Origin of the sequence: Streptomyces sp. Z26 (assembly GCF_003665095.1) — a bacterium.
In the GTDB taxonomy this organism is placed as follows: domain Bacteria; phylum Actinomycetota; class Actinomycetes; order Streptomycetales; family Streptomycetaceae; genus Streptomyces; species Streptomyces phytohabitans.
In genome coordinates, this window is the sequence record NZ_RCHV01000002.1 from 4566031 (window position 1) to 4589625 (window position 23595).

Sequence of the window (23595 nt, forward strand, 5' to 3'; positions counted from 1 at the left end):
TGGGCCCGCCGTGTGGTTCAAGAAGCGGTTGGTAAAGTTTTGCAGGTCTGGGCGCGCACTGATGTGCTTGTGGTGTTAGAGAGTTGATGACCCGTCATTGACTATGGGTGGCAGCAGCACTCCGCCGGTCAGGCCCGAGGCGATGTCCCGGGCTGTGTCGGTGGCGAGGCGGGCGGCCTCGGTGGCTGCTGCCCGTAGCGCATGGAGATGGCGGAAGGCTTCGCCGTACGCGCGCTGCTCTGCCGGCGGGAGCAGCGGGACGCGGAGGCGGCGGGCGTCGACGCGCATGATGGTGCTACCTGTGGCGACACTGTGGACGTTCTCCTCCGCCGCGAGGAACCCCGCGAGGAACCAGGGGTCCAGGCGCGTGGGGTCGGGGCGGAAGAGCCAGAGATTCGGGCCGAGCAGGCTGCCCGCGTCCTGATCGCCGGCGACACGGAATCCGCTGCTCGCGCCCTGCACGTGCAGCATCTCCGGGAGCAGCACGTCCCCTCGCTGGATCTCGACCGCGGCCGCGCCTGGGGCGTCGTCAGAGGTACCGGAGGCGGGAGACCCCGATGCCACGTCTCGTGTCATGAGGACGCGGAGTCCCGCGACAGCTTCGGGGCGCTGGGACGTGGCGCCAGCCGCCCGACTCGCACGGGTGGCGCGGCCCGTCCCCGTCGTGCGGTGCACGGTCAACGCCGCCCCCCGGGTCAGGTCGGCCACGGTCGCCGTACGCCAGTTTCGGGCCTGTTCCCCGGCGGGCGGCCACTGCTGTTCGCCGCTCAATTCGGCCAGAACCGTGACTGCCCGGGACAGTTCGGTCCCCGCCTGGCGAGCCTGTTCCGCGAAGCGTGCGGGGCTGATGGCGACAGCGGCGGACCGCGTGTGGCGCGCGGGCGTGAGGTCCGTGACCTCGTCGAGGAGGTCAACGACGCCCACCGCGTGGGCAATGCCCGGCTCGGACCCGAAGTGGTCGGGGTCGGCGACGAAGGCGTGCCAGTACTGTCGGACGGCTGTGCGCAACCGGTCCGGGGTGCGGTCCCTGGCGGTTACGGAACCGGCCGTACGGCTGTCTGCCAGTGCATCCAGCGCTGCCGCGTCCAGGAACAGCACCGTCGAGGTGCCCGGCCCCTCCTGCGCGGGCCGCCGCAGCACCCACACGTGCAGTCCGACATGGAGCGGCTGCGCGATCCCGGAGGGCAGCGCAATCACGGCCCGCACCGCTCCACGCCGCACCAGTTCCGCCCTGATCCGCCTCCCCGAGGCACGCTCCGCCGTGCCCGGCGGCAGGGCCAGGACCGCATAACCGCCCGGCTCCAGGTGTGCCAGGCAGTGCTGCACCCAGGCGAGCTCCGGCTCGCCCTTCGGGGGCACTCCGTACTCCCAGCGCGCGTCGTAGGCGAGCTCGTCGTAACCCCAGTCGCGATCACCGTAGGGCGGATTACACAGGACGGCCCCGGCTCCGAGATCCGGGAAGGCATCCTGCCGCAGGCTGTCGCCCCCCTCGATACGGACGGCGAGAGATGCCGGGTCCGCCACCGGGGAGAGGATTCCAAGGCGGGCCACAGCCTGGTCGACCTGCGCCAGGACCGCATCCTGCCCATACAGATGCTCCGCTCCCCGCCAGGCCGCAGCGGCGAGCAGACCGCCCGAGCCGCAAGCCGGGTCGAAGACGCTCTTCGGGTACGCGTCCCCTGCCCCGGATGCCAGGTCTGCTATGAGATCGGCGAGCAGCGCAGGCGTGGCGTAGACGCCGCGCACACTGGTGTCGGCAGGGGTGCGCTCGGCCAGCGCGTCGAGCGCCGAAGGCCCGCCAGCCTCCCGTACGCACCGCACCAGCGCGCGCAGAACCGGCGCATCCTGCTTCTCGAACCCGGCCGTCTCCCTACCGCCCGGCCCGGTTTCGGCGTGGTCCCCTATCGCCCTCCCGACTGCTCGCACGAGCGCCGGGTCCGCGAGCGCGAGCACCTTCTCCTGCCCCTCTGGCCCGAGCCGTACAGCGGCGAGTACCGCGAGGCTCAGGCGTCCAACCAGCTCGTTCCCGGCCGTGTGCCGGCGGAGCTCCGCCTTGAATGCGCCCACGGGGGACCCTGCGGGCAGCTGACCGCGACCCGCCAGCCAGGCTTCGACCTCGCGCACGTCGTACGCGGGGCTGGCCTCCGTGCCTCCCACGGGGGAGGGGAAGTCGGCGTGCCGTCGGCGCCAGTTGCTGACCGTGGCCCGCGTGACATCCGCGAGACGCGAGATGTCTGCGGCCGTCACCAAGGTCGGCGGATCGGATTGCTGGGGCATCCAAACATCCTGTCAGCAGCTGGAAAAGGAGGCTCTGTCACTAATGCCAGTGTACACAGCCACCCGACTCGCATCAATCGTTTGACGGTGCTTTCAGTCTTTGCTTTCCTGGTGAGGCTTTCACTGGCCGCGTCCATTGAGTCCGAGACCGCATCTGGCGCGATGCCCCCAAGGGCACGCGTCGTCTGCTGTCTCACAGGCCAAGGTTCGCTCGCTTCCGCACACGAACCACGCTCTGTGCGGACTGGTCGGCGACCGGCCTGGTCACCGCGTTTCCTCTGCCACGCCTCATCCGACACCCGTAGGGCCCCTGCTATCGCATCCCGCGCATGCCAGCCGCCTGGAGGTTTGTATGACCGCTCGCACCCACCCCCGCACCGTGTACCAGCTTCCCAGCGTCACCCCGACCGTCGAAGCGATGTTGGAGGCCGTCGACCAGAAGTACCTGAAGACTCCGGGCGCCATCCTGGAAGTGTCTGCGTCGGAGGACCCGATCCAGCAGATCGCCGTCATCGTCCCCAACGACAAGGAGCAGGTGGGGTGGGGTGAGGTGTTCTCCAGCGGCTTCGGGACCTCCTTCACCATCCCCTCGCGGCGGCCCGCTGGCCTCCACCTGCTCGCCGTCGACGGCATGGTGTACGCCCTGGGCTCAGACATGGGCTACCGGATGCTGGAAAACTCTTACATCAACAAGCGGTTCGGGCTCGCGTTCGTGATGCGGGCCGGGAATCCGTACCAGCTGCGGGGCTTCGTGGCCCGGTCGATCGGCGAAGCACGTACCGACATCGCGCTGACACCCTCAGGCAAGCCGGTGCTCAGCCTGGCCATCCGCGAGTACGCCCAGCACGTCGACCGGCTCGGTGCCTACCTCAAGAACCTCGAGCTCACCCGTTCACGGCTCGGGCGCGTGGAACAGTTCAGCGCGGACGGCGGCGCGGGGCTGCGCATCCCCCTCGGGGTCGAGCGCGAGGACCTGATCGCGGACCTCCGTGAGATCGGGCGCGTGCTGCGGGACGAGAACCCGCAACCGGAGCTGGAGTTCGTCGAACACATCACGCCCGTCAGGGATGCCGCAACCCTCAAACTCCTCGACGCCGCCCTGGACACGGCCCTCGGGGAGCCTGCCGACGACAGGATCGTCTCCGCCGTTCCCGCGGAAATCTGGCAGCCATACCAGATGGCCAGCATGTTTCGCATCACGGTCAACAGCAGCGAGCCCGGCCACCGTGACGACTTCGACCTGTCTTATCTCCTCAACCGCGCTCGGGTGCAGCGTCACGGGATGCGCCTGGGCGCGCTGCGCGCGGGGACGGTGACTGGGTACCGTTACCCCCATCGCGGAGGCCGGGAACAGCTGTTCACCACCTCCGCCCTGCGCTGGATCGAGGCCCAGATCTCCCTGGAATCGCGCCGGTTCTGCCTAACCGACGGCGAGTGGTACGAGCTCGGCGCACGCTTCGTGGACCAGATCCGCGCGACCATCGCCCGGCTCTTCCAGCCCTCGCCCTCAGTAGTCCTTCCTACTTGGTACAAGGGTCAAACGGAGCGCCAGTACAACGAGAGCGCCCCCGATACACATCCGCATCTGCTCTGCATGGACCGCAGGAACGCACGCAACCCGCTCGGCCCCAGCCAGAGCCACTTCGAGGTCTGCGACTTGCTCACCCATGACGGCACTCTGATCATGGTCAAGCCCGCCCACGGTGGCTCCGGCCCGCTCAGCCACCTGTTCAACCAGAGCATCGTTGCTGTGCAGCTCCTTCAGGACGCGGAGGTGCGCCGCCAGTTCACCGAGCGCGTGGCCGCAGAGAGTAACGGCGACATCCTCTTGCCTGCCGACTTCGTGCCGCGTCGCGTCGTCTTCGCCATCAAGCTGGGCAACGGGTCCACACTAGCCCCGGACACTCTGTTCCCGTTCTCGCAGATCACCCTCGCCCAGACCGCACGGGCCCTGGAACAGGCCGGGATCACTGTGGAAGTGATCGGCATCCCGGAGTCCCAGGAGAAGCGCCCGCCCAAGCCGGGCTTCACGGCAGCTGCCTAGTCCCGCCAACCGCCCTCAAAACGGACGGGCCGAGCTACGCGCCGGGGCCCATCCCAGCACCGTCAGCCCATCCACATCCCAGCACATTCCCAGCACGGTACGGATGACCAGGGATGACGACAGGTGACGAGAGGTCAGCTATCCCAGCACCATCCCAGCACGGGAAAAACCAAGGGCCCGACTCCGAAGAGCAGGACCCTCTCTGACCTGCATGTTTGCCAGATCAGCGACGTGGTGATATGTCACCCACTAAACATTGAAGCGGAACTCCACCACGTCGCCGTCCTGCATCACGTAGTCCTTGCCCTCCATGCGGGCCTTGCCCTTCGCGCGGGCCTCCGTGACCGAGCCCGTCGCGACCAGGTCGTCGAACGAGATGACCTCGGCCTTGATGAAGCCCTTCTGGAAGTCGGTGTGGATCACGCCCGCCGCCTCCGGGGCCGTGGCGCCCTGCTTGATCGTCCAGGCGCGGGACTCCTTCGGGCCCGCCGTCAGGTACGTCTGGAGGCCCAGGGTCCGGAAGCCGACGCGGGCGAGGGTGGCAAGGCCCGGTTCGTCCTGGCCGACCGTCTGGAGGAGTTCCAGGGCTTCGGCGTCGTCGTCCAGTTCGACGAGGTCGGCCTCCAGTTTGGCGTTGAGGAAGACCGCCTCGGCCGGGGCGATGAGGGCGCGCTGCTCGTCCTTGAAGGTCTCGTCGGTCAGTTCGTCCTCGTCGACGTTGAAGACGTAGATGAACGGCTTCGTCGTCAGCAGGTGCAGTTCGCGCAGGGGCTCCGCGCGTTCCGTGCCCTGGCGGATGCCCGCGGCGAAGAGGGTGCGGCCGTCCTCCAGGATGGTCTGCGCCTCCTCGACGGCCTTCACCTCGGCCTGCTTGTCCTTCTTCACGCGGGCCTCCTTCTGGAGGCGCGGGAGGACCTTCTCGATGGTCTGGAGGTCCGCGAGGATCAGTTCGGTGTCGATGGTGTCGATGTCGTCGCGCGGGGAGATCTTGCCGTCGACGTGGATCACGTTGTCGTCCTGGAACGCCCTGATGACCTGGCAGATGGCGTCGGCCTCGCGGATGTTGGCCAGGAACTGGTTGCCCATGCCCTCGCCCTTGCTCGCGCCGCGGACGATGCCCGCGATGTCGACGAAGTCGACGGTGGCGGGCAGTACCTTCTGCGAGTGGAAGACCTCGGCGAGCTTGTCGAGTCGCGGGTCCGGGAGGCCGACGACGCCGACGTGCGGGTCGATGGTGGCGAACGGGTAGTTGGCCGCCAGCACGTTGTTCCTGGTGAGAGCGTTGAACAGGGTCGACTTGCCGACATTCGGCAGGCCGACGATTCCGATCGTGAGCGACACGTGGCGACTTCCCGTAGCGAGTGGACCGTGGCCGGGTGGGACCCTGGCGAGGACGAGCCCGCCGTACGCGGACCGATCCACCAGTCTACGGGCGGGCCTCGGGCTCCCGGAAAGGGTGTACGCGACCCGGCCGGCCCCGCGCCCGTACGCGACCGGGTTCCGCGCCACCCGCGCCGCGCCCGTACGCGACCCGGCCGGCCCCGCGCCCGTACGTCACCCGCCGCTCCGCGTCCTCCGACACCCGTTTGGGTCACGATTCGTCGAACAGGAGGACAAGATGATCCCCCCTGCGTGTCCATGCCGGAACCCTGCGGGGTGCGGGCCCTACGTTGGTGCGGTGGAGCCGTACAGCGCGCGGGCGACCCCGCAGAGCGACCAGCAGGCCGTACCGGCCGCCCGGAGGCCGAGGCCGCCCCGGCCGCTGCGGCCCGCCCGTGAGCCGCGCCGGACGCCCGAGGGGCGCCCCGCGCGTGCGCCCGCGCCGCCCAGCGCGCGCCGCCCCCGCGCCGCCGCGTCCCGCTCCGGGCGCGCGCCGCGCGCCGTCCCGGGCGCCGCGTTGCGCCGGGTGCTGACCCGTAGGCCCTCCAGGGAGGCGCTCACCACCGCCATGTCCCGGCTGCCCGCACCGCGGCTGACCGCGCTCGGCGCGGGCGTGCTCGCCGTGCTCCTGATGACCGTGGTGGGCGCGCTCGACGCGCTGCTCCTGGACGGTTCGCCCGCGGTCTACGGCGTGTTCTTCGTGCTGGTCAGCGCGGCCTCCGCCGGGTGGGTACGGCCTGCGGAGCTGTACGGGGCGCCGGTGGCGGCGCCGCTCGCGTACGTGGCCGGGCTGTTCTTCGTCAGCCCCGGCGGTGAGGGCTTCGGCAACACCGTGATGGGGCTGGTCTCAGGCCTGTCGTTGCAGGCGGGGTGGGTGTACGGCGGTACGTGCGTGGCCGGGGTGATCGCGCTCGTACGCCGGATCGCGTACGTACGCCGCCGGCGCGCGCGGCGTCGTGCGCGCGCCGTGGCGGCGGCGGTGGGTCGGGCCTGAAGCCGGGAGGGCCGGGCCTGAGCCGACGGTGGGCCGGGCCTGAAGTACGGGAGGGCGGCGCCGTCCCCCGCCCGTACCCCTCAGCCCGCGTCCTCCACGTGCCGCTTCCGCTTCTCCGCCGCCTCCGCCCGCAGGTCCCTGCGCAGCTCCTTGGGCAGCGAGAACGTCATGTGCTCCTTCACCGGCTGCACGACCTTCAGCCCCTCCCAGCCGCGCTCGCGCAACCACTCCAGCACGCCGTCGATCAGCACCTCCGGCACCGAGGCGCCCGAGGACAGGCCGATCGTGGTGACGCCGTCCAGCCAGGCTTCGTCGATCTCGCTCGCGTTGTCGACGAGGTGGCCCGCGGAGGCGCCGTGGTTGAGGGCGGTCTCCACGAGGCGTACGGAGTTGGAGGAGTTCTTGGAGCCGACGACCAGCACGAGGTCGGACTCGGCGGCGACCATCTTGATGGCGGTCTGCCGGTTCTGCGTGGCGTAGCAGATGTCGTCGCTGGGCGGGCTCAGCAGGTTCGGGTAGCGGCCCTGGAGCGCCTCGACGGTCTCCATCGTCTCGTCGACGGACAGGGTGGTCTGGGACAGCCAGACGACCTTGTCCGGGTCGCGGACCTCGACGTTCGTCACGTCCTCCGGGCCGTCCACGAGCGTGATGTGGTCGGGCGCCTCACCGCTGGTGCCGATGACCTCCTCGTGGCCCTCGTGGCCGATGAGCAGGATGTCGTAGTCGTCCTTGGCGAACCGGATCGCTTCCTTGTGCACCTTGGTGACCAGCGGGCAGGTGGCGTCGATGGTCGCGAGGGCGCCGCGTTCCGCCTCCTCGTGGACGGTGGGGGCGACGCCGTGGGCGGAGAAGATCACGATCTCGCCGGGCGGCACGTCCGTCGCCTCGTCGACGAAGATCGCGCCCTTCTGCTCCAGGCTCTGCACGACGTACTTGTTGTGGACGATCTCGTGCCGTACGTACACGGGTGCGCCGTACTGCTCCAGAGCCTGCTCGACCGCGATCACCGCGCGGTCCACGCCCGCGCAGTATCCACGGGGGGCGGCGAGGAGGATCCGGCGCTCGGCGGGGCGGCTGACGGGCGTAGCGGTCATGGCTCCCATCGTACGGGCCGTGCCGTGGCGCCCGGCCCGCCGGTGCACGGGGGCGGGGGCGTACGGCGTGACGGGTACGGGGAGTTGTCGGTGACGGGCCGTAGCCTCTTTGTATGGCACTCCAAACGTCCGCCGAGTCGCCGGTGCCCGTCGGGCAGCTGTCCCGGCTCATCGGTGAGTGGATCAACCGGCTCGGCGCGGTCTGGGTCGAGGGACAGATCACGCAGCTCAACCGGCGCTCCCGGCAGAGCTGGGTCTACCTCACGCTGCGCGACCCCTCGCACGAGGTCTCGGTCAACGTCGTGTGCCCGCCCGACGTGTTCGAGGAGGTCGCCGAGACGGTCACGCACGGCTCGCGGGTGGTGGTCCACGCCAAGCCGTCCTGGTACGCGCCGAGGGGGACGCTCTCGCTGCGCGCCGCGCGCGTCCGGCCGGTCGGCGTCGGTGAACTGCTCGTACGGCTGGAGCAGTTGAAGCGGACGCTCGCCGCCGAGGGGCTGTTCGCGGCGGAGCGGAAGAAGCCGCTCCCGTTCCTGCCGCAGCGCATCGGCCTGGTCACGGGCCGCGCCTCGGACGCGGAGCGCGACGTCCTGCGGAACGCGTCGCTCCGCTGGCCCGCCGTCCGCTTCGAGGTGCGCCAGGTGGCGGTGCAGGGCGCCCGCGCGGTGCCGCAGGTCGTCGGCGCCGTACGGGAGTTGGACGCGCTGCCGGAGGTGGACCTGATCATCGTGGCGCGGGGCGGCGGCAGCCTGGAGGACCTGCTGCCGTTCTCGGACGAGGAGCTGGTGCGGACGGTCGCCGCGTGCCGTACGCCGGTGGTGTCCGCGATCGGCCACGAGCGCGACGCGCCCCTCCTCGACCTGGTCGCGGACCTGCGGGCGTCGACCCCGACGGACGCGGCGAAGCGGACGGTGCCGGACGTGGGGGAGGAGCACGAGCGGGTACGGGCACTGCGCGAGCGCGCCTGGCGGGTCGTCAACGGCTTCCTGGACCGCGAGGAACGCGGCCTGGCCGAGGTGCGCAGCAGACCCGCGCTCGCCGACCCGCACGCCGTCGTCGAGGACCGGGCGGAGGACGTCGCGTCGCTGCTGGGACGCGCCCGCCGTACGTTCGGGCACCGACTGGACCGCGCCGAGGACGACTTGGCGCACACACGGGCGCGGGTCGTGGCGCTCTCCCCGGCGGCCACGCTGGAGCGGGGGTACGCGGTGCTCCAGCGCGCGGACGGCTCCGTGGTCCGCAGACCGGGCGAGGCGGTGCCGGGGACGGCGCTGCGGGCGCGGGTGGCCGAGGGGGAGTTCGGGGTGACGGTGACCGAGTGACGCCGGGGACGGGACGGTCGCGGCGGCGCGTCGCGGCCGGACGGGGTTGTCACAGGCACCCCCTAGCCTGGGGGCCATGACGACGGATGAGTCCACGGGGTCCACGTTGAGTTACGAGCAGGCGCGCGGTGAGCTGGTCGAGGTGGTGCAGCGGCTCGAAGCGGGCGGTTCGACGCTGGAGGAGTCGCTCGCACTGTGGGAGCGGGGCGAGGAGCTGGCGCGCGTCTGCCGCGACTGGCTGGAGGGCGCGCGGGCCCGGCTGGACGCGGTGCTGGAGGCGGACGCCGGAGCGGACGAGGCCGAGGACGACGAGGACGACGCGCTGGACGGTGGGGACGGCGCGGAGGCGGACGACGACGAGGACGGCGACGGGGACGACGAGGGCGCGGCCAGAACGGCGGCCGGTGTCAGCTGAGCCGCGCCCCGGCCCGTACGGCCCGTACGCCTCGGCTCGCTCCGGCCGCCACCTCGCCCGGCGTCACCTCGCGCGGTGTCACTCCGTACGGAGCGCCGCCGCCAGTTCCGTCAGCCGGTCGAGCGGGGCGGTGCCGGTGACCACGGTCGTCGCGCCGGACTCCGTACGGACCAGGGCGTCGTACTTCCCGCCCTCGTAGCGGGTCCACTCCTCGCCGCCGACGCGCTCCGTCTTCGCGGTCTTCCGCGCGCCCTGCGTGACGGACCGGACGAACGGGCCGGCGGGGCCGTCGCTCTGTTCCACCGCGGCGTACTCCTCGCCCGGCGCCAGGAAGCCGAGGTGCCAGGCGGCGCCGTGGTCGCCGGTGCCCTCGTAGCGCACGGAAGTGGCGCGCCACTCGTCGGACAGCCCCTCGGGGGCCGCCACCGGGTACGGGGCGGCGCGGCGGGCCGTGCTCACCTCGATGCCGTAACCGACCGTCTTGACCGGGTCCTTGTCCTCGTCGTGCGGGACGAACAGGTAGATCAGCCCGGCGAAGAGGGTGATCACGACGAGCGAGAGGACCATGTCCCGCGCCGTCTGGGTGCCGCGCTTCTTGTCTGCTGCCACACCCCCATCGTCTCCCATGGCCATGTCGCGCCCGGCCACGGGGCCCCCGGGCCGCTGCTCCCGGCGGGTGCTCAAACGTGGGGTGGTCTGCTCATTCTGGCGGCGGCTCGGTACAGTCGGGGAACCCTCGCCCGTGCGGCCGCCGCCGCGGAGAAAGGTGCGTCCCGATGACGGAACACCAGACGGAACGCCGGACGGAACACCACCAGCTCCCCTCGCCACTGGAGGTCAGCCCGGAGGCGCCCGACCGGAACCTCGCGCTCGAACTCGTACGCGTCACCGAGGCCGGTGCCATGGCCTCGGGCCGCTGGGTCGGTCGCGGCGACAAGAACGGCGCGGACGGTGCCGCCGTGAAGGCGATGCGCACCCTGGTCTCGACGGTCTCGATGAACGGCGTCGTCGTCATCGGGGAGGGCGAGAAGGACGAGGCGCCGATGCTGTTCAACGGCGAGCGGGTGGGCGACGGGACCGGCGCGGAGTGCGACGTCGCCGTGGACCCGGTCGACGGCACCACGCTCACCGCGAAGGGCATGGCCAACGCCGTCTCGGTGCTGGCGGTGGCCGAACGGGGCGCGATGTTCGACCCCTCCGCGGTCTTCTACATGGACAAGCTCGTCACCGGGCCCGAGGCCGCGGAGTTCGTCGACATCAACGCCCCGGCGTCGGTCAACGTGCGGCGCGTCGCGAAGGCCAAGGGCCTCACCCCCGGGGACGTCACGGTCGTCGTGCTGGACCGGCCGCGGCACGACGGGAACGTCCGGGAGATCCGCGAGGCCGGGGCGCGCATCAAGTTCATCGCGGACGGCGACGTGGCGGGCGCGATCATGGCCGTACGGGAGGGGACCGGCGTCGACATGCTGCTGGGCGTGGGCGGCACCCCCGAGGGCATCATCACGGCCTGCGCGATCAAGTGCCTGGGTGGTGTGCTCCAGGGCAAGCTCTGGCCGAAGGATGAGGAGGAGCGGCGGCGCGCGCTGGACGCGGGGCACGACCTGGACCGCGTGCTCCAGACCGAGGACCTGGTGGCCGGCGAGAACGTCTTCTTCGTGGCCACCGGGATCACGGACGGCGACCTGCTGCGCGGGGTGCGCTACCGCGCGGAGACCGCGTACACGCAGTCGCTCGTCATGCGGTCCAAGTCGGGCACCATCCGGCAGATCGACTCGACGCACCAGCTGGCGAAGCTGCGCGCGTACAGCGCGGTGGACTTCGACCGGGCGCGGTGAGCGGGGCGCGGTGACCCGCGGCGTACGAGGGCGGTGGACGCGCGTGCCGTACGGGGCCGGGTGACCGTTCGCGACTTCTTCGGAGCGGTTGAAGATCACTTCGGTCCGACCCCGTAGCGGAACGCGGTCGCTTCGGTTCGCCTCGGTTCGTTTCGGGGAGGGTTCGGCCGGGTTTGTGAAGGGCTTCACGGTCCGGTGAAGGTGCCCTGAACAGCAGGTCATCACTTCGGGTGAATCTTTGGCCGACTCTTGCGCTCGCCACCCTGGGTTGCCAGGCTGTCGCACACGGTCAACCTGTTGGGAGGGGCACGTGCCATTCGGTGAGCAGCCCGCGTATCTGCGTGTCGCCGGCGATCTGCGCCAGAAGATTGTCGACGGGAAGCTGGCGCCTCACACCCGCCTGCCCTCCCAGGCGCGCATCCGCGAGCAGTACGGCGTATCGGACACCGTCGCGCTGGAGGCGCGCAAGGTGCTCATGGCGGAGGGCCTCGTCGAGGGCCGGTCCGGCTCGGGGACGTACGTGCGCGAGCAGTTGGCGCCGCGCGGCATCGCCCGCGCCGCGTACCGCTCGGTGCCCGACGCCAGCCCGTTCCGCCAGGAGCAGGCGGACGAACGGGTGCGGGGCACCTGGGAGGCGCGCAGCGAGCAGGAGGAGGCCACCCCGGCGATCGCGGCGCGGCTCGGCGTCGAGCAGGGCGGGCGGGTGATGCGTACGCGGTACGTGTTCCGTTCGGAGGGCGAGCCGACGATGCTCTCCACCTCGTGGGAGCCGCTGTCGGTCACCGGTCGTACGCCCGTGATGCTGCCCGAGGAGGGGCCGTTGGCGGGCCAGGGCGTGGTGGAGCGGATGGCCGCCATCGACGTGGTGGTGGACAACGTGGTCGAGGAGGTCGGCGCCCGGCCGGGATTGGCCGAGGAGACGATGCTGCTGGGCGGGGTCCCCGGGCACGCGTTGCTGGTGATCCAGCGCACGTACTTCGCGGGACGGCAGCCGGTGGAGACGGCGGACGTGGTGATCCCGGCGGACCGCTTCCGCGCCACGTACCACCTGCCGGTGAAGTGAGGCGGCCACGGCCCGCGACAGCTCCGGTTCGGGTGGGCGAACATCTGGCCGAAAATGTTTGCCCTTTGTGCAAAGTTGAATGCACTGCGTGAGTTCAGACGCGTAGGCTCCGGCATATGCGAAGTGCGAGCGGCGACAGCAGTCCCGTGCTGCCCTGGCTCCTCATACGTCAGGACGGGCACGGCAACCGCTACCGCGTGGGCAGCTATGCCACCCGCGGTGAGGCGGAACAGATCGCGGCCCGGCTCGGCCGCCGGGCCGGACCCGTTCCGGCGGGCGGCGCGGGGTCGCGGTCCGGACCGTGCGCGGGGTCGGACGGTGACGCTGACAGCTATCTGGTCGAAAGCCGGACCGTCGAAGGAGCGGATCGCGGCTGATCGCGGTCAAATTCGGGTATGTGGGTCTTAGTCCTACTTGGCCGGACTTTCCCGGCCACCTCTGTACCCGATCGGGGACGTGGGCGGCGTGGCAGACACCGCTGGACCGGAGGGCGCCGCACGCCCGCCCGGTGATCTCGACGGGACGGCGCCCGGCTCCTCGCACGAGACGGTCTCGTCCCTGCTCGACACGCTGCACGTCGGCGTGGTCATGATCGACGCCCGCGGCCGCGTCCAGCTGTGGAGCCCGGCGGCCGAGGAGATCCTCGGCTGGCCGCCCGGCCGCCTCGCGGGCCGCCAGGTCGAGACCCTGCTCGCCCCCACCGGGGCCGATACCCCCGCCGAACTGGCCCGCGGCATCTACGACACCCTGCGCAGCGACCGGACCTGGCGCGGCGTCCTGCACGCCCGCCACCTCGAAGGCCACCGCGTCGAGATCGAGATCCGCGCCGCGCTGCTGCACGACGGCCACGGCACCGCGTACTGCGTCGCCAGCATCGCGGAGACCGGCCGACTGCGGTCGATCGAGCAGGACCTCGCCGCGCTCGGCGCCCTCTTCGACTCCTCGCCGCTGGGCATCGCCCTCTTCGACACCGAGCTGCGCTACCTCCGCGTCAACGAGGCGCTGGCCCGGCTGAACCGGCTGCCCGTCCGCGACCACGTGGGCCGGACCGTGTACGAGACGCTGCCGCCCGACATGGCCGCGGAGATCCAGCGCCTCCAGAACGTCGTCCTGCGCACCGGCCGTCCCATCGTCGACATGGTGACCTCCGCGCCCGACGGCGGCGCCCGCTCCGCCTCGTACAGCAGGCTCACCGACGACCTGGGCCACGTCCTCGGGCTGAGCTGCACCGTGATGGACGTGTCCGAGCGCCGTCACGCGCTCGCGAAGATCGAACGGGCCCGGCAGCGGCTCGCGTTGCTCGACCACGTCGGGGTCGCGCTCGGTGACCTGCTGGACGTGCCGCGGATCGCGCGGGCGCTCGCGTACGCGCTGGTGCCGCGGTTCGCGGACTACGCGGGGGTGATGCTGATCGGCCCGCTCGTCCACGGCGGCGACCTCCCGGCCACGGACCCCGGCGCGGGTACGCCGCTGCTCCAGCTCGGGGTGGCGGCGAAGCAGCGCGGGCCCGCGGTGGAACGGATGCTGCGGGCCGGGCAGGACATCGCCTTCGAGCCGCGTTCGCACTTCGGCCGGACGCTCAGCACCGGGGAGCCCCATCTCATCGAGTCGCAGGAGGAGTTGCGGGTCGCGACGTACCCCGGCGACCCGAAGGTGCAGGCGGCGCTCGACCTCGGGGTCCACTCGCTGCTGATCGCGCCGCTGCGGGCCCGCGGCATCGTGCTCGGGCTGCTGGTGATCAGCCGGGCCGACGGGCGCGACCCGTTCGACCGCGACGACATGACGCTCACCATGGACGTCGCCGACCGCGCGGGCACATCCCTCGACAACGCCCGTCTGTACGCCCGCGAGCGCGAGGGCGCGCTGATGCTGCAACGCAGCCTGCTGCCGCAGCGGGTGCCCGCGCCGCCGGGAGTGGGCGTCGCGTACCGCTACGTGCCGGGGAGCACCGGGACGGAGGTGGGCGGCGACTGGTTCGACGTGATCCCGCTGGCTGGCGGGCGGGTCGCGTTCGTCGTCGGTGACGTGGTCGGGCACGGGCTGCGGGCGGCCGCGACGATGGGGCGGCTGCGGACGGCCGTACGCACCCTGGCCGGTCTCGACCTGCCGCCGGACGAACTGCTGCGCCGCGTCAACGACTTGGCCGACGACCTCGCGCAGGGCCCCGACGACCCGCTCATGGCCACCTGCCTGTACGCCGTCCACGACCCGTCCACCCGCCGCTGCACCCTCGCGAAGGCCGGGCACCTGCCGCCGCTGCTGCTGCGCCCCCGGCAGGGCGGCGGTTGGCACGCGGACGCCGTGGAGCTGCCGTCGGGCGCGCCGCTGGGCGTCGGCGGGGGCGGCGTGGAGACCGCCGCCTTCGAGTCGGTCGAACTGGAGGTGGAGGAGGGCGCCGTGCTGGTGCTCTACACCGACGGGCTCGTGGAGCGCCGCGGCGAGGACATCACCGTCGGCATCGAACGCCTCCGCGCCCTCCTCGGCGCCGAACGCCCCGAACCCACCCTGGAGGACGCCTGCGACGAGGTCGTCGCCACCCTCCTCATCTCCGAGGCGCCCGGCACGTCCCGCGCCCCCCACCCGCCGGGCCCGTCCGGCTCCGGCCGCCCGCCCGGTTCGGCCGACGACGCCGCGCTGTTGATGGCAAAGCTCGGCGGCCTTCCCGAGGGCAGCTCCGCCTCCTGGACGTTCTCCGCGGGCAGTTACGCCGTACGCCGTGCCCGCGCCGCCGTCCGCGACGCGCTCCTCGACTGGGGGCTCGACGCCGTCGTGGACGAAGCGGTGCTGCTCGTCAGCGAGTTGGTGACCAACTCCCTGCGCTACGCCCACGGCCCCGTGGGCGTACGGATGGTGCGGGGCACGTCGCTGCTCGTCGAGGTGTCCGATCCGCTGCCCGACCCGCCGCGCGTACGGAACGCCACGGAGGAGGACGAAGGCGGGCGCGGCATACAGCTGGTGGCGCGTGAATCCCGTCGATGGGGTACCCGGCACGGCGCGTTGGGGAAAACTGTCTGGTTCGAGCTCCCTCTGCCGGGTTAGGAGAGAGGGGAAAGCTGACGGATGGCAGGGAACGAGGCACGGAGGTGTCCCGGGTGGCCCGGATTCTGTCGCAACCGACGACAATTCGTGCAGTGATCGCGAAGAGCATGTCCCGTTCGGCCCGCGCCTGCGAGACTGCTCCGACCGGCGAACACACCGGGGACGGGAAGGGGCGGCGTTGAGTGACATCCCAGTCGAGGCGGCCGGCAAGCCGGACGACGTACGCCGCGCGCTCGCACTCCTGAACGCGGCGGGCGCGCGCATCGGGAACTCCCTCGACCTGGAGACCACGGCCCGCGAACTGCTCGACGTCGCCGTCCCGCAGTTCTGCGACCTCGCCTCCGTGGACCTGTACGAGGACGTGCTGGCCGGTGACGAGCCGCACGCCGCCGGTCCCGGCCGGGACGGGAAGCTGCGCCGGGTCGGCTTCGCCAGCTCCGTGTCCGACGCGCCGCTGGCGCTGTCCTCGTACGACGAGGCGGAGGCGAACCCGATCACGGTCGGTTCCACGCACAGCTACGCCTCCCACTCGGCGAGCGCGGAAGCCCTCCGTACGGGCCGGGTCCAGCACACCGGCGGCCAGGACGGCTCCGTACCGGCGCAGTTCGGCACGGTGGTGCAGTCGACGCTTTCCGTGCCGATGGCGGCGCGTGAACGGGTGCTGGGGCTGGTGCAGTTCTCGCGGGCCAAGGGCAGCGAGCCGTTCGGGGAACGGGACGCGGCGCTCGCCGCCGAACTCGCCGCGCGCGCCGCCGTCTGCATCGACAACGCCCGGCTGTACCGCCGCGAGCACGAGCGCGCCCTCATCCTCCAGCGCAGCCTGCTGCCGCCCGGCAACCCGGAGGCCGCCGGGCTCGACATCGCCTGCCGCTACCTGCCGGGCAATCCGGCCACGGAGGTGGGCGGCGACTGGTTCGACGTCCTCGAACTCCCCGGACACCGCACCGCGTTGGTCGTCGGCGACGTGATGGGGCGCGGGCTGCGGGCCGCCGTGGCGATGGGCGAACTGCGTACGGCCGTACGGACGTTGGCGCTGCTCGACCTCGAACCGGCCGAGGTGCTCACCGCGTTGGACGAGATCGCGCTCGGCCTCGGGGCGCCCCCGTCCGAGGGCAGGGGCCGTCACGCCCGCAAGCAGCGCGCGGGGGCGGAGGACCTGGCCGAGGTGTACCTCGCCACGTGCGCGTACGCCGTCTACGACCCCGTCACCCGCCGCTGCACCTTCGCCAACGCGGGTCATCTGCCGCCCATCCTCCTCGAACCGGAGGACCAGGGCGGTTCCGCGCTGCTGCTGGAGGTCCCCAAGGGCGTCCCGCTCGGCGTCGGTGGCGAACCGTTCGAGCAGATCGAGGTCGAACTCCCCGACGGCGCGCTGCTCGCCCTCTACACCGACGGGCTCGTCGAGTCCCGCGACCACCCGCTGGACGAGGGCCTGACCGCGTTCCGTACGGCCCTCGCCGACCCGCCGCCCGCCCTGGAGGACGTCGCGGACCGGGTGCTGAACCGGCTGAACGTGCACCACGGCGAGGACGACATCGCCCTCCTCGTCGCCCGCGTGCACGGCCTGCCGTCCTCCGCCGTGGGCGACTGGCGGCTGCCCTCCGAGCCGCGCTCGGTGTCCCGCGCCCGCGAACTGGCCCGCGACCAGCTCACCGCCTGGCAGTTGGGGGACCTCGCGGACACCACGGAGCTGCTCGTCAGCGAGCTGGTGACCAACGCCCTCCGGCACGGCGAGGGTGAGATCCGGCTGCGGCTGCTGCTGGACCGCACCCTCGTGTGCGAGGTGTGGGACGCGGGCCTGGTCCAGCCCCGGCGCAGGCGCGCGCGGGCCACGGACGAGGGCGGGCGCGGGCTCCAACTGGTCGGGCTGCTCAGCGAGGCGTGGGGGAGCAGGCGGACCCCGCACGGCAAGACGGTCTGGTTCGAGCAGCGGCTCCCGGAGGCGGGCGCGAAGCCGGTCGACCCGACGGAGGCGCTGCTCAGCCTGTTCTGAGCGCGGGCCGCCGCGGCGGGCGCACTTCGGCCCCCCTCCGACCCCGCCCGTGTGCGGCCCCGGCCCGTCAGTCCGTGGACTCCGCCCAACCCTCCGCGCGGATACGGGCGTTGTCCCGCGGCCGGTCGCTCAGGAACACCGGCCGCCGCCCGTCCAGCACCCGTACGCCCGTCACGTACACCCCGCGGCCCTGCTGCTCGCCGTCCGTCGTGTACCGCCACCGTACGGACGTCACTCCGGCGGGCAGCGGCGCGCTCGCGCGCGCCCAACGGCGGCCGGAAAAGCCGGAGAAGGTGCCCGCGCCGGTGCCGGAGCCCTGCCAGCGGTGCCCGTCCGCGCGGAACTCCAGCGGCACCGGCCGCCAGGTGGAGCCCCCGTCGGTGCTGGCCTCCACGGCGCAGGTGTCGGTCGGCTCGGTGTCGTACCAGAGGCGGAAGTCCAGCGACGGGTCGTCCCCGCCCGCACGCGCGAGCGGCACCAGCAGCGTCGCGGTCGCCCCGTCGCGCTGACCGGAGAACCAGGCGGCGCGGCGGTCGCCCGTACGCACCGGCAGCGCGCGGGCCAGGTGCCGGGCGGGGGCGCGGCGGTAGTCGCTGGTGGCGCCCCACTCGCGGGTCGGGTGCACGCGGTTGGTGAGCAGGACGAGCAGGCTGCCGGACAGCGGGTCGCCCACCAGGCTGGTGCCGGTGAAGCCGGTGTGGCCGAAGGAGACGGGTGAGGTCAGGGCGTCCATGAAGAAACGCTGGTCGAGCTGCCAGCCGAGACCGCGGGCGGCCTCCGCGCCCAGGTCCGGGTTCTGGTTGGTGAGCAGCCTCCGCACCCAGGGTTCACCGAGCACGCGGTGCCCGCCGTACGTACCGCCGTTGAGCACCGCCTGCCCCAGGACGGCCATGTCGGCGGCGGTCGAGAAGACGCCCGCGTGCCCGGCGACGCCGCCGAGGTGGAAGGCGTTCTCGTCGTGCACGGAGCCGCGCACCATGCCGCGTCCGAGGGCCGGTTGGTACTCGGTGGCGGCGATCCGGTCCAGCCGTGACGCGGGCGGGTTGTAGCCGGTGTCCGCCATGCCCAGCGGTTCGGTGACGAGTTGGGCGACGAGCCGGTCGAGGCCCTTACCGGTGACCTCCTCGGCGAGCCGCCCGGCGGTGATGAGGTTCAGGTCGGAGTACGTGTACGCGCTGCCCGGCTCGAACGTCAGCGGCTGCGCGTAGATCGCCGCCATCCGCGCCTCGTTGTCCGGGTACGGGCCCAGGTCGTGCCAGGACTTCATGCCGGTGGTGTGGGTCAGCAACTGCCGTACGACGATCGCGGACTTGGCCGGGTCCGCGCGGTCGAACTCCGGGAGGTGGTGCGCCACCGGCGCGTCCAGGTCGACGAGGCCCTGCTTGGCCAGGGCGACCAGCACGACCGAGGTGAACAGCTTTGACACCGACGCCATGTCGAAGACGGTGTCCGCGCGCATCGGCACCCAGGCGTCGCGCGGCAGCTCCACGGGCTTCCCGGCGGCGGCGTCCCAGCTCTCGTACCGCAGCGCGTGGCCCCGCGCGGCGTGCTCCACGATCACGCCGTCCCGCGCGGCGAGCAGCACGAAGCCGGGGTGGGACGGGTGCGGGCGGCCGGGGCCGGGCCGCAGGTACTCGGCGGCGGCCGGGACCATCCGCGCCACGTGCTCCGCCAGCAGGCCCGCCCGTGCCGCGTCGCCGGGCCGCAGCGTACGCGGCCGGAACCGCAGGTCGCCGGGGGTCACGGTGGGGGGCCCGGTGTCGCCCGCGCGTACGGGGGCGGAGTCGGCCGCGGCGGGCACGCCCGCCCCCGACAGGCCGGTCAGGGCGGCGAGGCCGCCCGCGGCGCCCAGGAAGTGCCGACGTCTCATCACGGTGCGCTGCCCCCTGTCGGTCGGGCCGGTGCCGGTGCCGGTTCCGGCGCGGCACCGGGTACGCGTCCTCGGGTACGAGGGCACGGGCCCGCAGCGTACGCGGCCGGAGCGGGGACCGGGACCCGTCGGCGGGGGTTCCGTTGGTCGGACCTGTGGCGGCGCGCGTACGGGCCCGGCGTGGGCGGCACGCGTACGGCCCGCACGGTCAGGTGCCGGGCGGCGGGACGGCGGGCGACCGGACGGCGGGCGGGACGAGCTCGCGGGCGCCCGCCCTCAGCGCCAGGCCGACGGGCGTGAGGCTGTGCTGGACGCGGTTCCGCCGCCGGTCGCTGACGATCAGCCCGGCGTCGCGCAGCACGGCCGCGTGCTCGCTGGCCGACGAGACGGAGACACCGGCCCGGCGGGCGAGTTCGCTGGTGGTGCAGTCGCCGCCGAGGGACTGGAGCACCGCCGCCCGCGTGTGCCCGAGCAGCCGCGCGAGGTCGCGCGCGAGCGGCGCGCTCTCGGCGCGCTCCGCGCGGGCGCACGTCCCCTGCGCCGGGTACACGAGTGTCGGCGGCAGCTCCGCGTCGGCGAGCGCGACGGGCGTACGGCGGCAGAAGTACGACGGGATCAGCAGGATGCCGCGCCCCTCCAGACGCAGGTCGCGGTCGACGGGATAGTCCACCTCCAGCACCGGGGCCCGCCAGCGCATGGCGGGCGCGAACGTACGGAGCAGCGCGTCCGTGCCCTCGTACCACTGCGTGCGCGCCCGGCGTGCGCGGTCCTGTTCGACGCGCGCGCGGATCTGCGGCCACGACGGGCCGAGGGCCTGGTCCCGGTGCTCGCGCAGGGCCGCGCCGAGGCGGCGTACGGCCGGGCCGGAACCCTCGGCCAGGGTGCGCGTCCACGGGTCGGGCGGCCCCGCTCCGGCCAGCCGCCCGAGCTGCTCGCGGAGTCGGGCGCGCGGGGTCGACAGCAGCGCGTCGAGCCCGGCCTCGAACCCGTCGGTGCTCGCGGCGGGCGTGAGGAAGTCCGGGAAGTAGCCGTGCGCCGGTACGAGCGGCAGCAGCAGCCGCAGCGCGCTCCGGCCGTGCGCGAGGACGTGTTCCCGCCAGCCCGCGAGTACGGGATCGGCCTCGGTCCGCCGCAGCCGGTGCAGGCTCAGCACGGACTCCCAGAACGGGTCCGGCGCGTCGGCGACGTTCGTACGTGCCAGGTCTCCCGCGGTGAAGTGGACGCGCAGCATGTCTCCCCCTGACCGTGCGGCGTGGTCACCGCCCCCGTGCGGTGACTCCGGCCCGCCGTACGTGCGGCGGTCCGGCCCGGTCGTTGTGCGACCTTGCCGTCACTCTCTGTTCCAGACAAGGAGATCCGGGGAAATGGGACAACGGGACGCGGGGACGCACATGAGCTGCGGCGTCCCGGAGCACTGGGACGGCGCCGGGGACGACTCACCCGGCGGCGCCTTCGGGGGACGGCACAGAGGGGGACGCGATGTCATCGGACAAGGCGGCACGGGAGCGGCGGCGACCACCGGACGCCGTCGGGAAGGCGGGGAAGGCGGGGAACGCGGGGGACACCGCGCTCGCGGAGCTGCTCCAGGAGCTGAAGGAACGCAGCGGGCGCAGCTACACCGCGCTCGCCCACCGCTGCGGCATGAGCCGGTCGTCGCTCCACCGGTACTGCCGGGGCTCGATCGTGCCGAGCACGTTCGAGCCGGTCGAGCGGCTGGCGCGGGTCTGCGGGGCGAGCCGCGCCGAGCTGGACGTGCTGTACCGGACGTGGTCGCGGGCGTCGGCGGGGGCCGCCGTACCGGGACCGCCGTACGGCGGCGGCAGCGGCAGCGGCGACGGCACCGGCCCACCGCACCCGGCGCCCGCCCCCGCCGCCCTCGCCGCCCCGCCCCCGGGCGGGCGCGCGCGGCCCGCGCCCGCGCCGTTGGCGGGCGCGTGGCGCCGCCTCCGCCCGCTGGCGCTCCTGCTCGTGCTGGCCGTCACGTCCACCGCGAGCGGCCTGCCGTACGGCGGCCCGCACGGCCCGTACGACGGCGCCCCGCCGCGCGCCACCGGCGTGCCCGCCCACCCGGGCGTCCGCGACGGCTCCGCCGACCGGCAGGGCTACGAGGGACCCGACTGGTCCGTCGCCCCGCGCCCCGTGCCGAGCGAGTTCTTCGGCCTCACCCTGAATACGGACACCGGCCAGATGCCCGGCTTCCCCACCGGGGCCGTACGGCTCTGGGAGAGCGAGACCCGCTGGGGCGCCCTGGAGCCGCGGCGCGGCCACTACCGCTGGCAGGTCCTGGAGCGGATGGTCGACGCCGCCGAACGCGAGGGCCTGCCCGTCCTCCTCACCCTCAGCGGCACCCCGCTGTGGGCCGCCCCCGGCGGCCGCAGGTCCGCCTACGGGGACTCGCTCGCGTCGCCCCCGGCCGACCTGGCCGACTGGGACCGCTTCGTCCGGCACGTCGTCACGCGCTACCGCGGCCGCGTCGAGTCGTACGAGCTGTGGGACTACGCGGGCCACCCGCTGAGCTTCTCCGGCAGCGTCGACACCCTCGCCCGCATGACCGAGCGGGCGGCGGCCGTCATCGAGGACACCGACCCCGACGCGCTGGTGGTCTGCCCGTCGTTCGGCGAGCTGTGGACGGACCAGGGGCGGCAGCGGCTGCGGGACTTCGCGCGGACCGGCGCGTACGAGCACTGCGACGCGGCGGCGCTCAAGACCCCGCCGCGCACGGCCGACGGCCGCCCCGAGGAGATGCTGGACCTGGTCGCGAGCACGCACCGGCTGCTGTACGAGGAGGGCTGTCCCGACCTGCCGGTGTGGAACACCGGGACGGACCGGGACGTCGCCGTCGTCCCCCCGCTCGACGAGCGCCGCGCCCGCGACTACGCGGTCCGGTTCTACCTGGTCGGGATCTACGGCTGGCACGACCGCCTGCGCCGCACGTACTTCTACAGCTGGGGCAGCACGGACGTGCCCCTCGTCGTCGAGCCCGTCGACGGGGCCCCGACGGAGGCCGGGCGGCGGATGGGCAGGCTGCGGGAGTGGCTGGACGGCGCCCGCGTCGCGGCCTGCGGCCGGGGCGTCCGCGCGCGGCTGACGGGCGACGCGTACACCTGCCGCTTCGAGCGGCGCGGCGAGAGCCTCCGCGTGTACTGGACGTCGCGCGGCGACGGTTCGGCGTCCCTGGCCCCGGGCGCGTACCGGCTGCGGCACATGGACGGCCGGACCGAACGGGTACGGGCGGGCGACCGGCTGCGCTTCGGGGAGGAGCCCGTACTGGTCGACCACCGGGAGGGCTGACGCGCCCGGGTCCGGGCGACACCGCGCCGGGCGCCGTCCGGGGCTCAGGCCGCCGCGCGCGCGACGCGGAAGCCGGTGTTGCCGCTGGAGCTGTCCGGGGTGTTGCCCATGCGGGCGGAGGTCCGGTAGCGCAGGCAGTACGACTCGTGGCACAGGTGCGAGCCGCCGCGCAGCGCCCGGGTGCCCGGACCGAACGGGTCGGCGCACCACTCCCACACGTTCCCGGTCGTGTTGAACAGCCCGTACCCGTTGGGCGCGAACGCGTCCACCGGGCAGGTGCCCCGGTAGCCGTCGGCGGCGGTGTTGCGGTCGGGGAAGGAGCCGCGCCAGATGTTCATGCGGTACGCGCCGCCCGGATCCCGCTCACCGCCCCACGGGTACGGCTCGCCGCTCAGCCCGCCCCGGGCCGCGTACTCCCACTCGGCCTCGGCGGGGAGCCGTACGCCCGCCCAGGCGCAGTACGCGCGCGCGTCGTCGTACGACACGTGCACCACCGGGTGGTCCGCGCGCTCCGCCACCGACGAGTGCGGGCCCTCGGGGCGCCGCCAGTCCGCGTCGAACACCTGCCGCCACCACGGCGTCCCGACGGCGGCGCGGGTGGGCGGGAAGTCGTCGGGCAGGAAGCCCGCGAAGACGAACGACCAGCCGAACCGCTCCGCGTCCGTACGGTGGCCGGTCGCCTCCGTGAACGCGGCGAACTCGGCGTTGGTCACCGCCGTCGCCGCGATCCCGAACGGGTCGAGGCGCACCTCGCGCACCGGGCCCTCGCCGTCCGCCGGGTACGGGCCGCTGTCGGAGCCCATCAGGAACGGGCCGCCGTCCAGCTCGCACCACGCGCCGGGCCGCGCGGCCCCCGCACCGGCCCGCGTCGGCTCCGGCGCGGGGACGTCCGGCACCGGCCCGCCCCCGGCGTCGCGGGCGGGCGCGCAGCAGGCGCGGGGCTCGTCGCTCATGGTGCCGTCCTCCGCTGCGGGGCGT

17 protein-coding genes are annotated in these 23595 nt (G+C 73.2%); 10 read left to right on the forward strand and 7 right to left on the reverse strand.

The window, feature by feature from the left end; translation table 11 throughout:
- Positions 1-75: 75 nt before the first annotated feature.
- Positions 76-2277, reverse strand: a complete 2202-nt coding sequence (locus D7M15_RS19910; protein WP_206337391.1) for an N-6 DNA methylase — start codon at positions 2275-2277, stop codon at positions 76-78.
- A 352-nt stretch (positions 2278-2629) separates the two neighbouring features.
- Here D7M15_RS19910 and D7M15_RS19915 point away from each other — a divergent pair, with 352 nt between their 5' ends.
- Positions 2630-4321 (forward strand): DUF6119 family protein, encoded by a 1692-nt coding sequence (locus D7M15_RS19915; protein ID WP_121518756.1) that lies wholly within the window; start codon positions 2630-2632, stop codon positions 4319-4321.
- A 249-nt stretch (positions 4322-4570) separates the two neighbouring features.
- On the opposite strand, the gene ychF is transcribed toward D7M15_RS19915, so the two are convergent.
- Positions 4571-5662, reverse strand: a complete 1092-nt coding sequence (gene ychF, locus D7M15_RS19920) for a redox-regulated ATPase YchF (protein WP_121518757.1) — start codon at positions 5660-5662, stop codon at positions 4571-4573.
- Between the two features lie 337 nt (positions 5663-5999).
- Between ychF and D7M15_RS28255 the strand changes: the two genes are divergently transcribed.
- On the forward strand, positions 6000-6695 hold the full coding sequence (locus D7M15_RS28255; protein ID WP_127201778.1) for a DUF6542 domain-containing protein: 696 nt from the start codon (positions 6000-6002) through the stop codon (positions 6693-6695).
- Between the two features lie 80 nt (positions 6696-6775).
- On the opposite strand, the gene D7M15_RS19935 is transcribed toward D7M15_RS28255, so the two are convergent.
- Positions 6776-7798: a 4-hydroxy-3-methylbut-2-enyl diphosphate reductase gene (locus tag D7M15_RS19935; RefSeq protein WP_121521077.1), complete on the reverse strand. Its 1023-nt coding sequence runs from the start codon at positions 7796-7798 to the stop codon at positions 6776-6778.
- A 104-nt stretch (positions 7799-7902) separates the two neighbouring features.
- On the opposite strand from D7M15_RS19935, the gene xseA reads away from it, so the two are divergent.
- Together xseA and D7M15_RS19945 are read left to right on the forward strand one after the other, a co-directional pair.
- A complete protein-coding gene (xseA, locus tag D7M15_RS19940) occupies positions 7903-9111 on the forward strand; it encodes an exodeoxyribonuclease VII large subunit (protein WP_121518760.1) in 1209 nt (402 codons plus the stop codon).
- A gap of 76 nt (positions 9112-9187) precedes the next feature.
- Positions 9188-9526 (forward strand): exodeoxyribonuclease VII small subunit, encoded by a 339-nt coding sequence (locus D7M15_RS19945; RefSeq protein WP_165906298.1) that lies wholly within the window; start codon positions 9188-9190, stop codon positions 9524-9526.
- A gap of 78 nt (positions 9527-9604) precedes the next feature.
- Here the strand turns inward: D7M15_RS19945 and D7M15_RS19950 are convergent, their stop codons facing one another.
- On the reverse strand, positions 9605-10153 hold the full coding sequence (locus tag D7M15_RS19950; RefSeq protein WP_121521079.1) for a DUF4245 domain-containing protein: 549 nt from the start codon (positions 10151-10153) through the stop codon (positions 9605-9607).
- A gap of 149 nt (positions 10154-10302) precedes the next feature.
- Between D7M15_RS19950 and glpX the strand changes: the two genes are divergently transcribed.
- The 5 genes from glpX to D7M15_RS19975 all read left to right on the forward strand — a co-directional run bounded on the left by glpX (position 10303) and on the right by D7M15_RS19975 (position 17456).
- On the forward strand, positions 10303-11361 hold the full coding sequence (glpX, locus tag D7M15_RS19955; protein ID WP_121518761.1) for a class II fructose-bisphosphatase: 1059 nt from the start codon (positions 10303-10305) through the stop codon (positions 11359-11361).
- A gap of 310 nt (positions 11362-11671) precedes the next feature.
- The gene (locus D7M15_RS19960) at positions 11672-12424 is read left to right on the forward strand and encodes a GntR family transcriptional regulator (RefSeq protein WP_121518762.1); all 753 of its coding nucleotides are present in this window, start codon (positions 11672-11674) and stop codon (positions 12422-12424) included.
- Between the two features lie 116 nt (positions 12425-12540).
- Positions 12541-12801, forward strand: a complete 261-nt coding sequence (locus tag D7M15_RS29170; protein WP_240649387.1) for a hypothetical protein — start codon at positions 12541-12543, stop codon at positions 12799-12801.
- 88 nt (positions 12802-12889) lie between these two features.
- Positions 12890-15463, forward strand: coding sequence for a SpoIIE family protein phosphatase (locus tag D7M15_RS19970; protein WP_240649388.1), 2574 nt, complete (start codon positions 12890-12892; stop codon positions 15461-15463).
- A gap of 178 nt (positions 15464-15641) precedes the next feature.
- Complete coding sequence (locus tag D7M15_RS19975) at positions 15642-17456, forward strand: ATP-binding SpoIIE family protein phosphatase (protein ID WP_121518763.1); 1815 nt, start codon at positions 15642-15644, stop codon at positions 17454-17456.
- Between the two features lie 67 nt (positions 17457-17523).
- Here D7M15_RS19975 and D7M15_RS19980 read toward each other — a convergent pair whose 3' ends face one another.
- Positions 17524-19326, reverse strand: coding sequence for a serine hydrolase domain-containing protein (locus D7M15_RS19980; protein ID WP_121521083.1), 1803 nt, complete (start codon positions 19324-19326; stop codon positions 17524-17526).
- A gap of 208 nt (positions 19327-19534) precedes the next feature.
- Complete coding sequence (locus D7M15_RS19985) at positions 19535-20557, reverse strand: winged helix-turn-helix domain-containing protein (protein WP_121518764.1); 1023 nt, start codon at positions 20555-20557, stop codon at positions 19535-19537.
- A gap of 248 nt (positions 20558-20805) precedes the next feature.
- On the opposite strand from D7M15_RS19985, the gene D7M15_RS19990 reads away from it, so the two are divergent.
- A complete protein-coding gene (locus tag D7M15_RS19990; protein WP_121518765.1) occupies positions 20806-22617 on the forward strand; it encodes a helix-turn-helix domain-containing protein in 1812 nt (603 codons plus the stop codon).
- Positions 22618-22661: 44 nt separating this feature from the next.
- Here D7M15_RS19990 and D7M15_RS19995 read toward each other — a convergent pair whose 3' ends face one another.
- Positions 22662-23570: a formylglycine-generating enzyme family protein gene (locus D7M15_RS19995; protein WP_121518766.1), complete on the reverse strand. Its 909-nt coding sequence runs from the start codon at positions 23568-23570 to the stop codon at positions 22662-22664.
- Positions 23571-23595: the final 25 nt, after the last annotated feature.

Coding starts and splice junctions, on each gene's coding strand:
- D7M15_RS19910 (WP_206337391.1), bottom strand. CDS start 2,277: ATGCCCCAGCAATCCGATCCGCCGACCTTGGTGACGGCCGCAGACATC.
- D7M15_RS19915 (WP_121518756.1), top strand. CDS start 2,630: ATGACCGCTCGCACCCACCCCCGCACCGTGTACCAGCTTCCCAGCGTC.
- D7M15_RS19935 (WP_121521077.1), bottom strand. CDS start 7,798: ATGGGAGCCATGACCGCTACGCCCGTCAGCCGCCCCGCCGAGCGCCGG.
- xseA (WP_121518760.1), top strand. CDS start 7,903: ATGGCACTCCAAACGTCCGCCGAGTCGCCGGTGCCCGTCGGGCAGCTG.
- D7M15_RS19945 (WP_165906298.1), top strand. CDS start 9,188: ATGACGACGGATGAGTCCACGGGGTCCACGTTGAGTTACGAGCAGGCG.
- D7M15_RS19950 (WP_121521079.1), bottom strand. CDS start 10,153: ATGGGAGACGATGGGGGTGTGGCAGCAGACAAGAAGCGCGGCACCCAG.
- glpX (WP_121518761.1), top strand. CDS start 10,303: ATGACGGAACACCAGACGGAACGCCGGACGGAACACCACCAGCTCCCC.
- D7M15_RS29170 (WP_240649387.1), top strand. CDS start 12,541: ATGCGAAGTGCGAGCGGCGACAGCAGTCCCGTGCTGCCCTGGCTCCTC.
- D7M15_RS19980 (WP_121521083.1), bottom strand. CDS start 19,326: ATGAGACGTCGGCACTTCCTGGGCGCCGCGGGCGGCCTCGCCGCCCTG.
- D7M15_RS19985 (WP_121518764.1), bottom strand. CDS start 20,557: ATGCTGCGCGTCCACTTCACCGCGGGAGACCTGGCACGTACGAACGTC.
- D7M15_RS19990 (WP_121518765.1), top strand. CDS start 20,806: ATGTCATCGGACAAGGCGGCACGGGAGCGGCGGCGACCACCGGACGCC.
- D7M15_RS19995 (WP_121518766.1), bottom strand. CDS start 23,570: ATGAGCGACGAGCCCCGCGCCTGCTGCGCGCCCGCCCGCGACGCCGGG.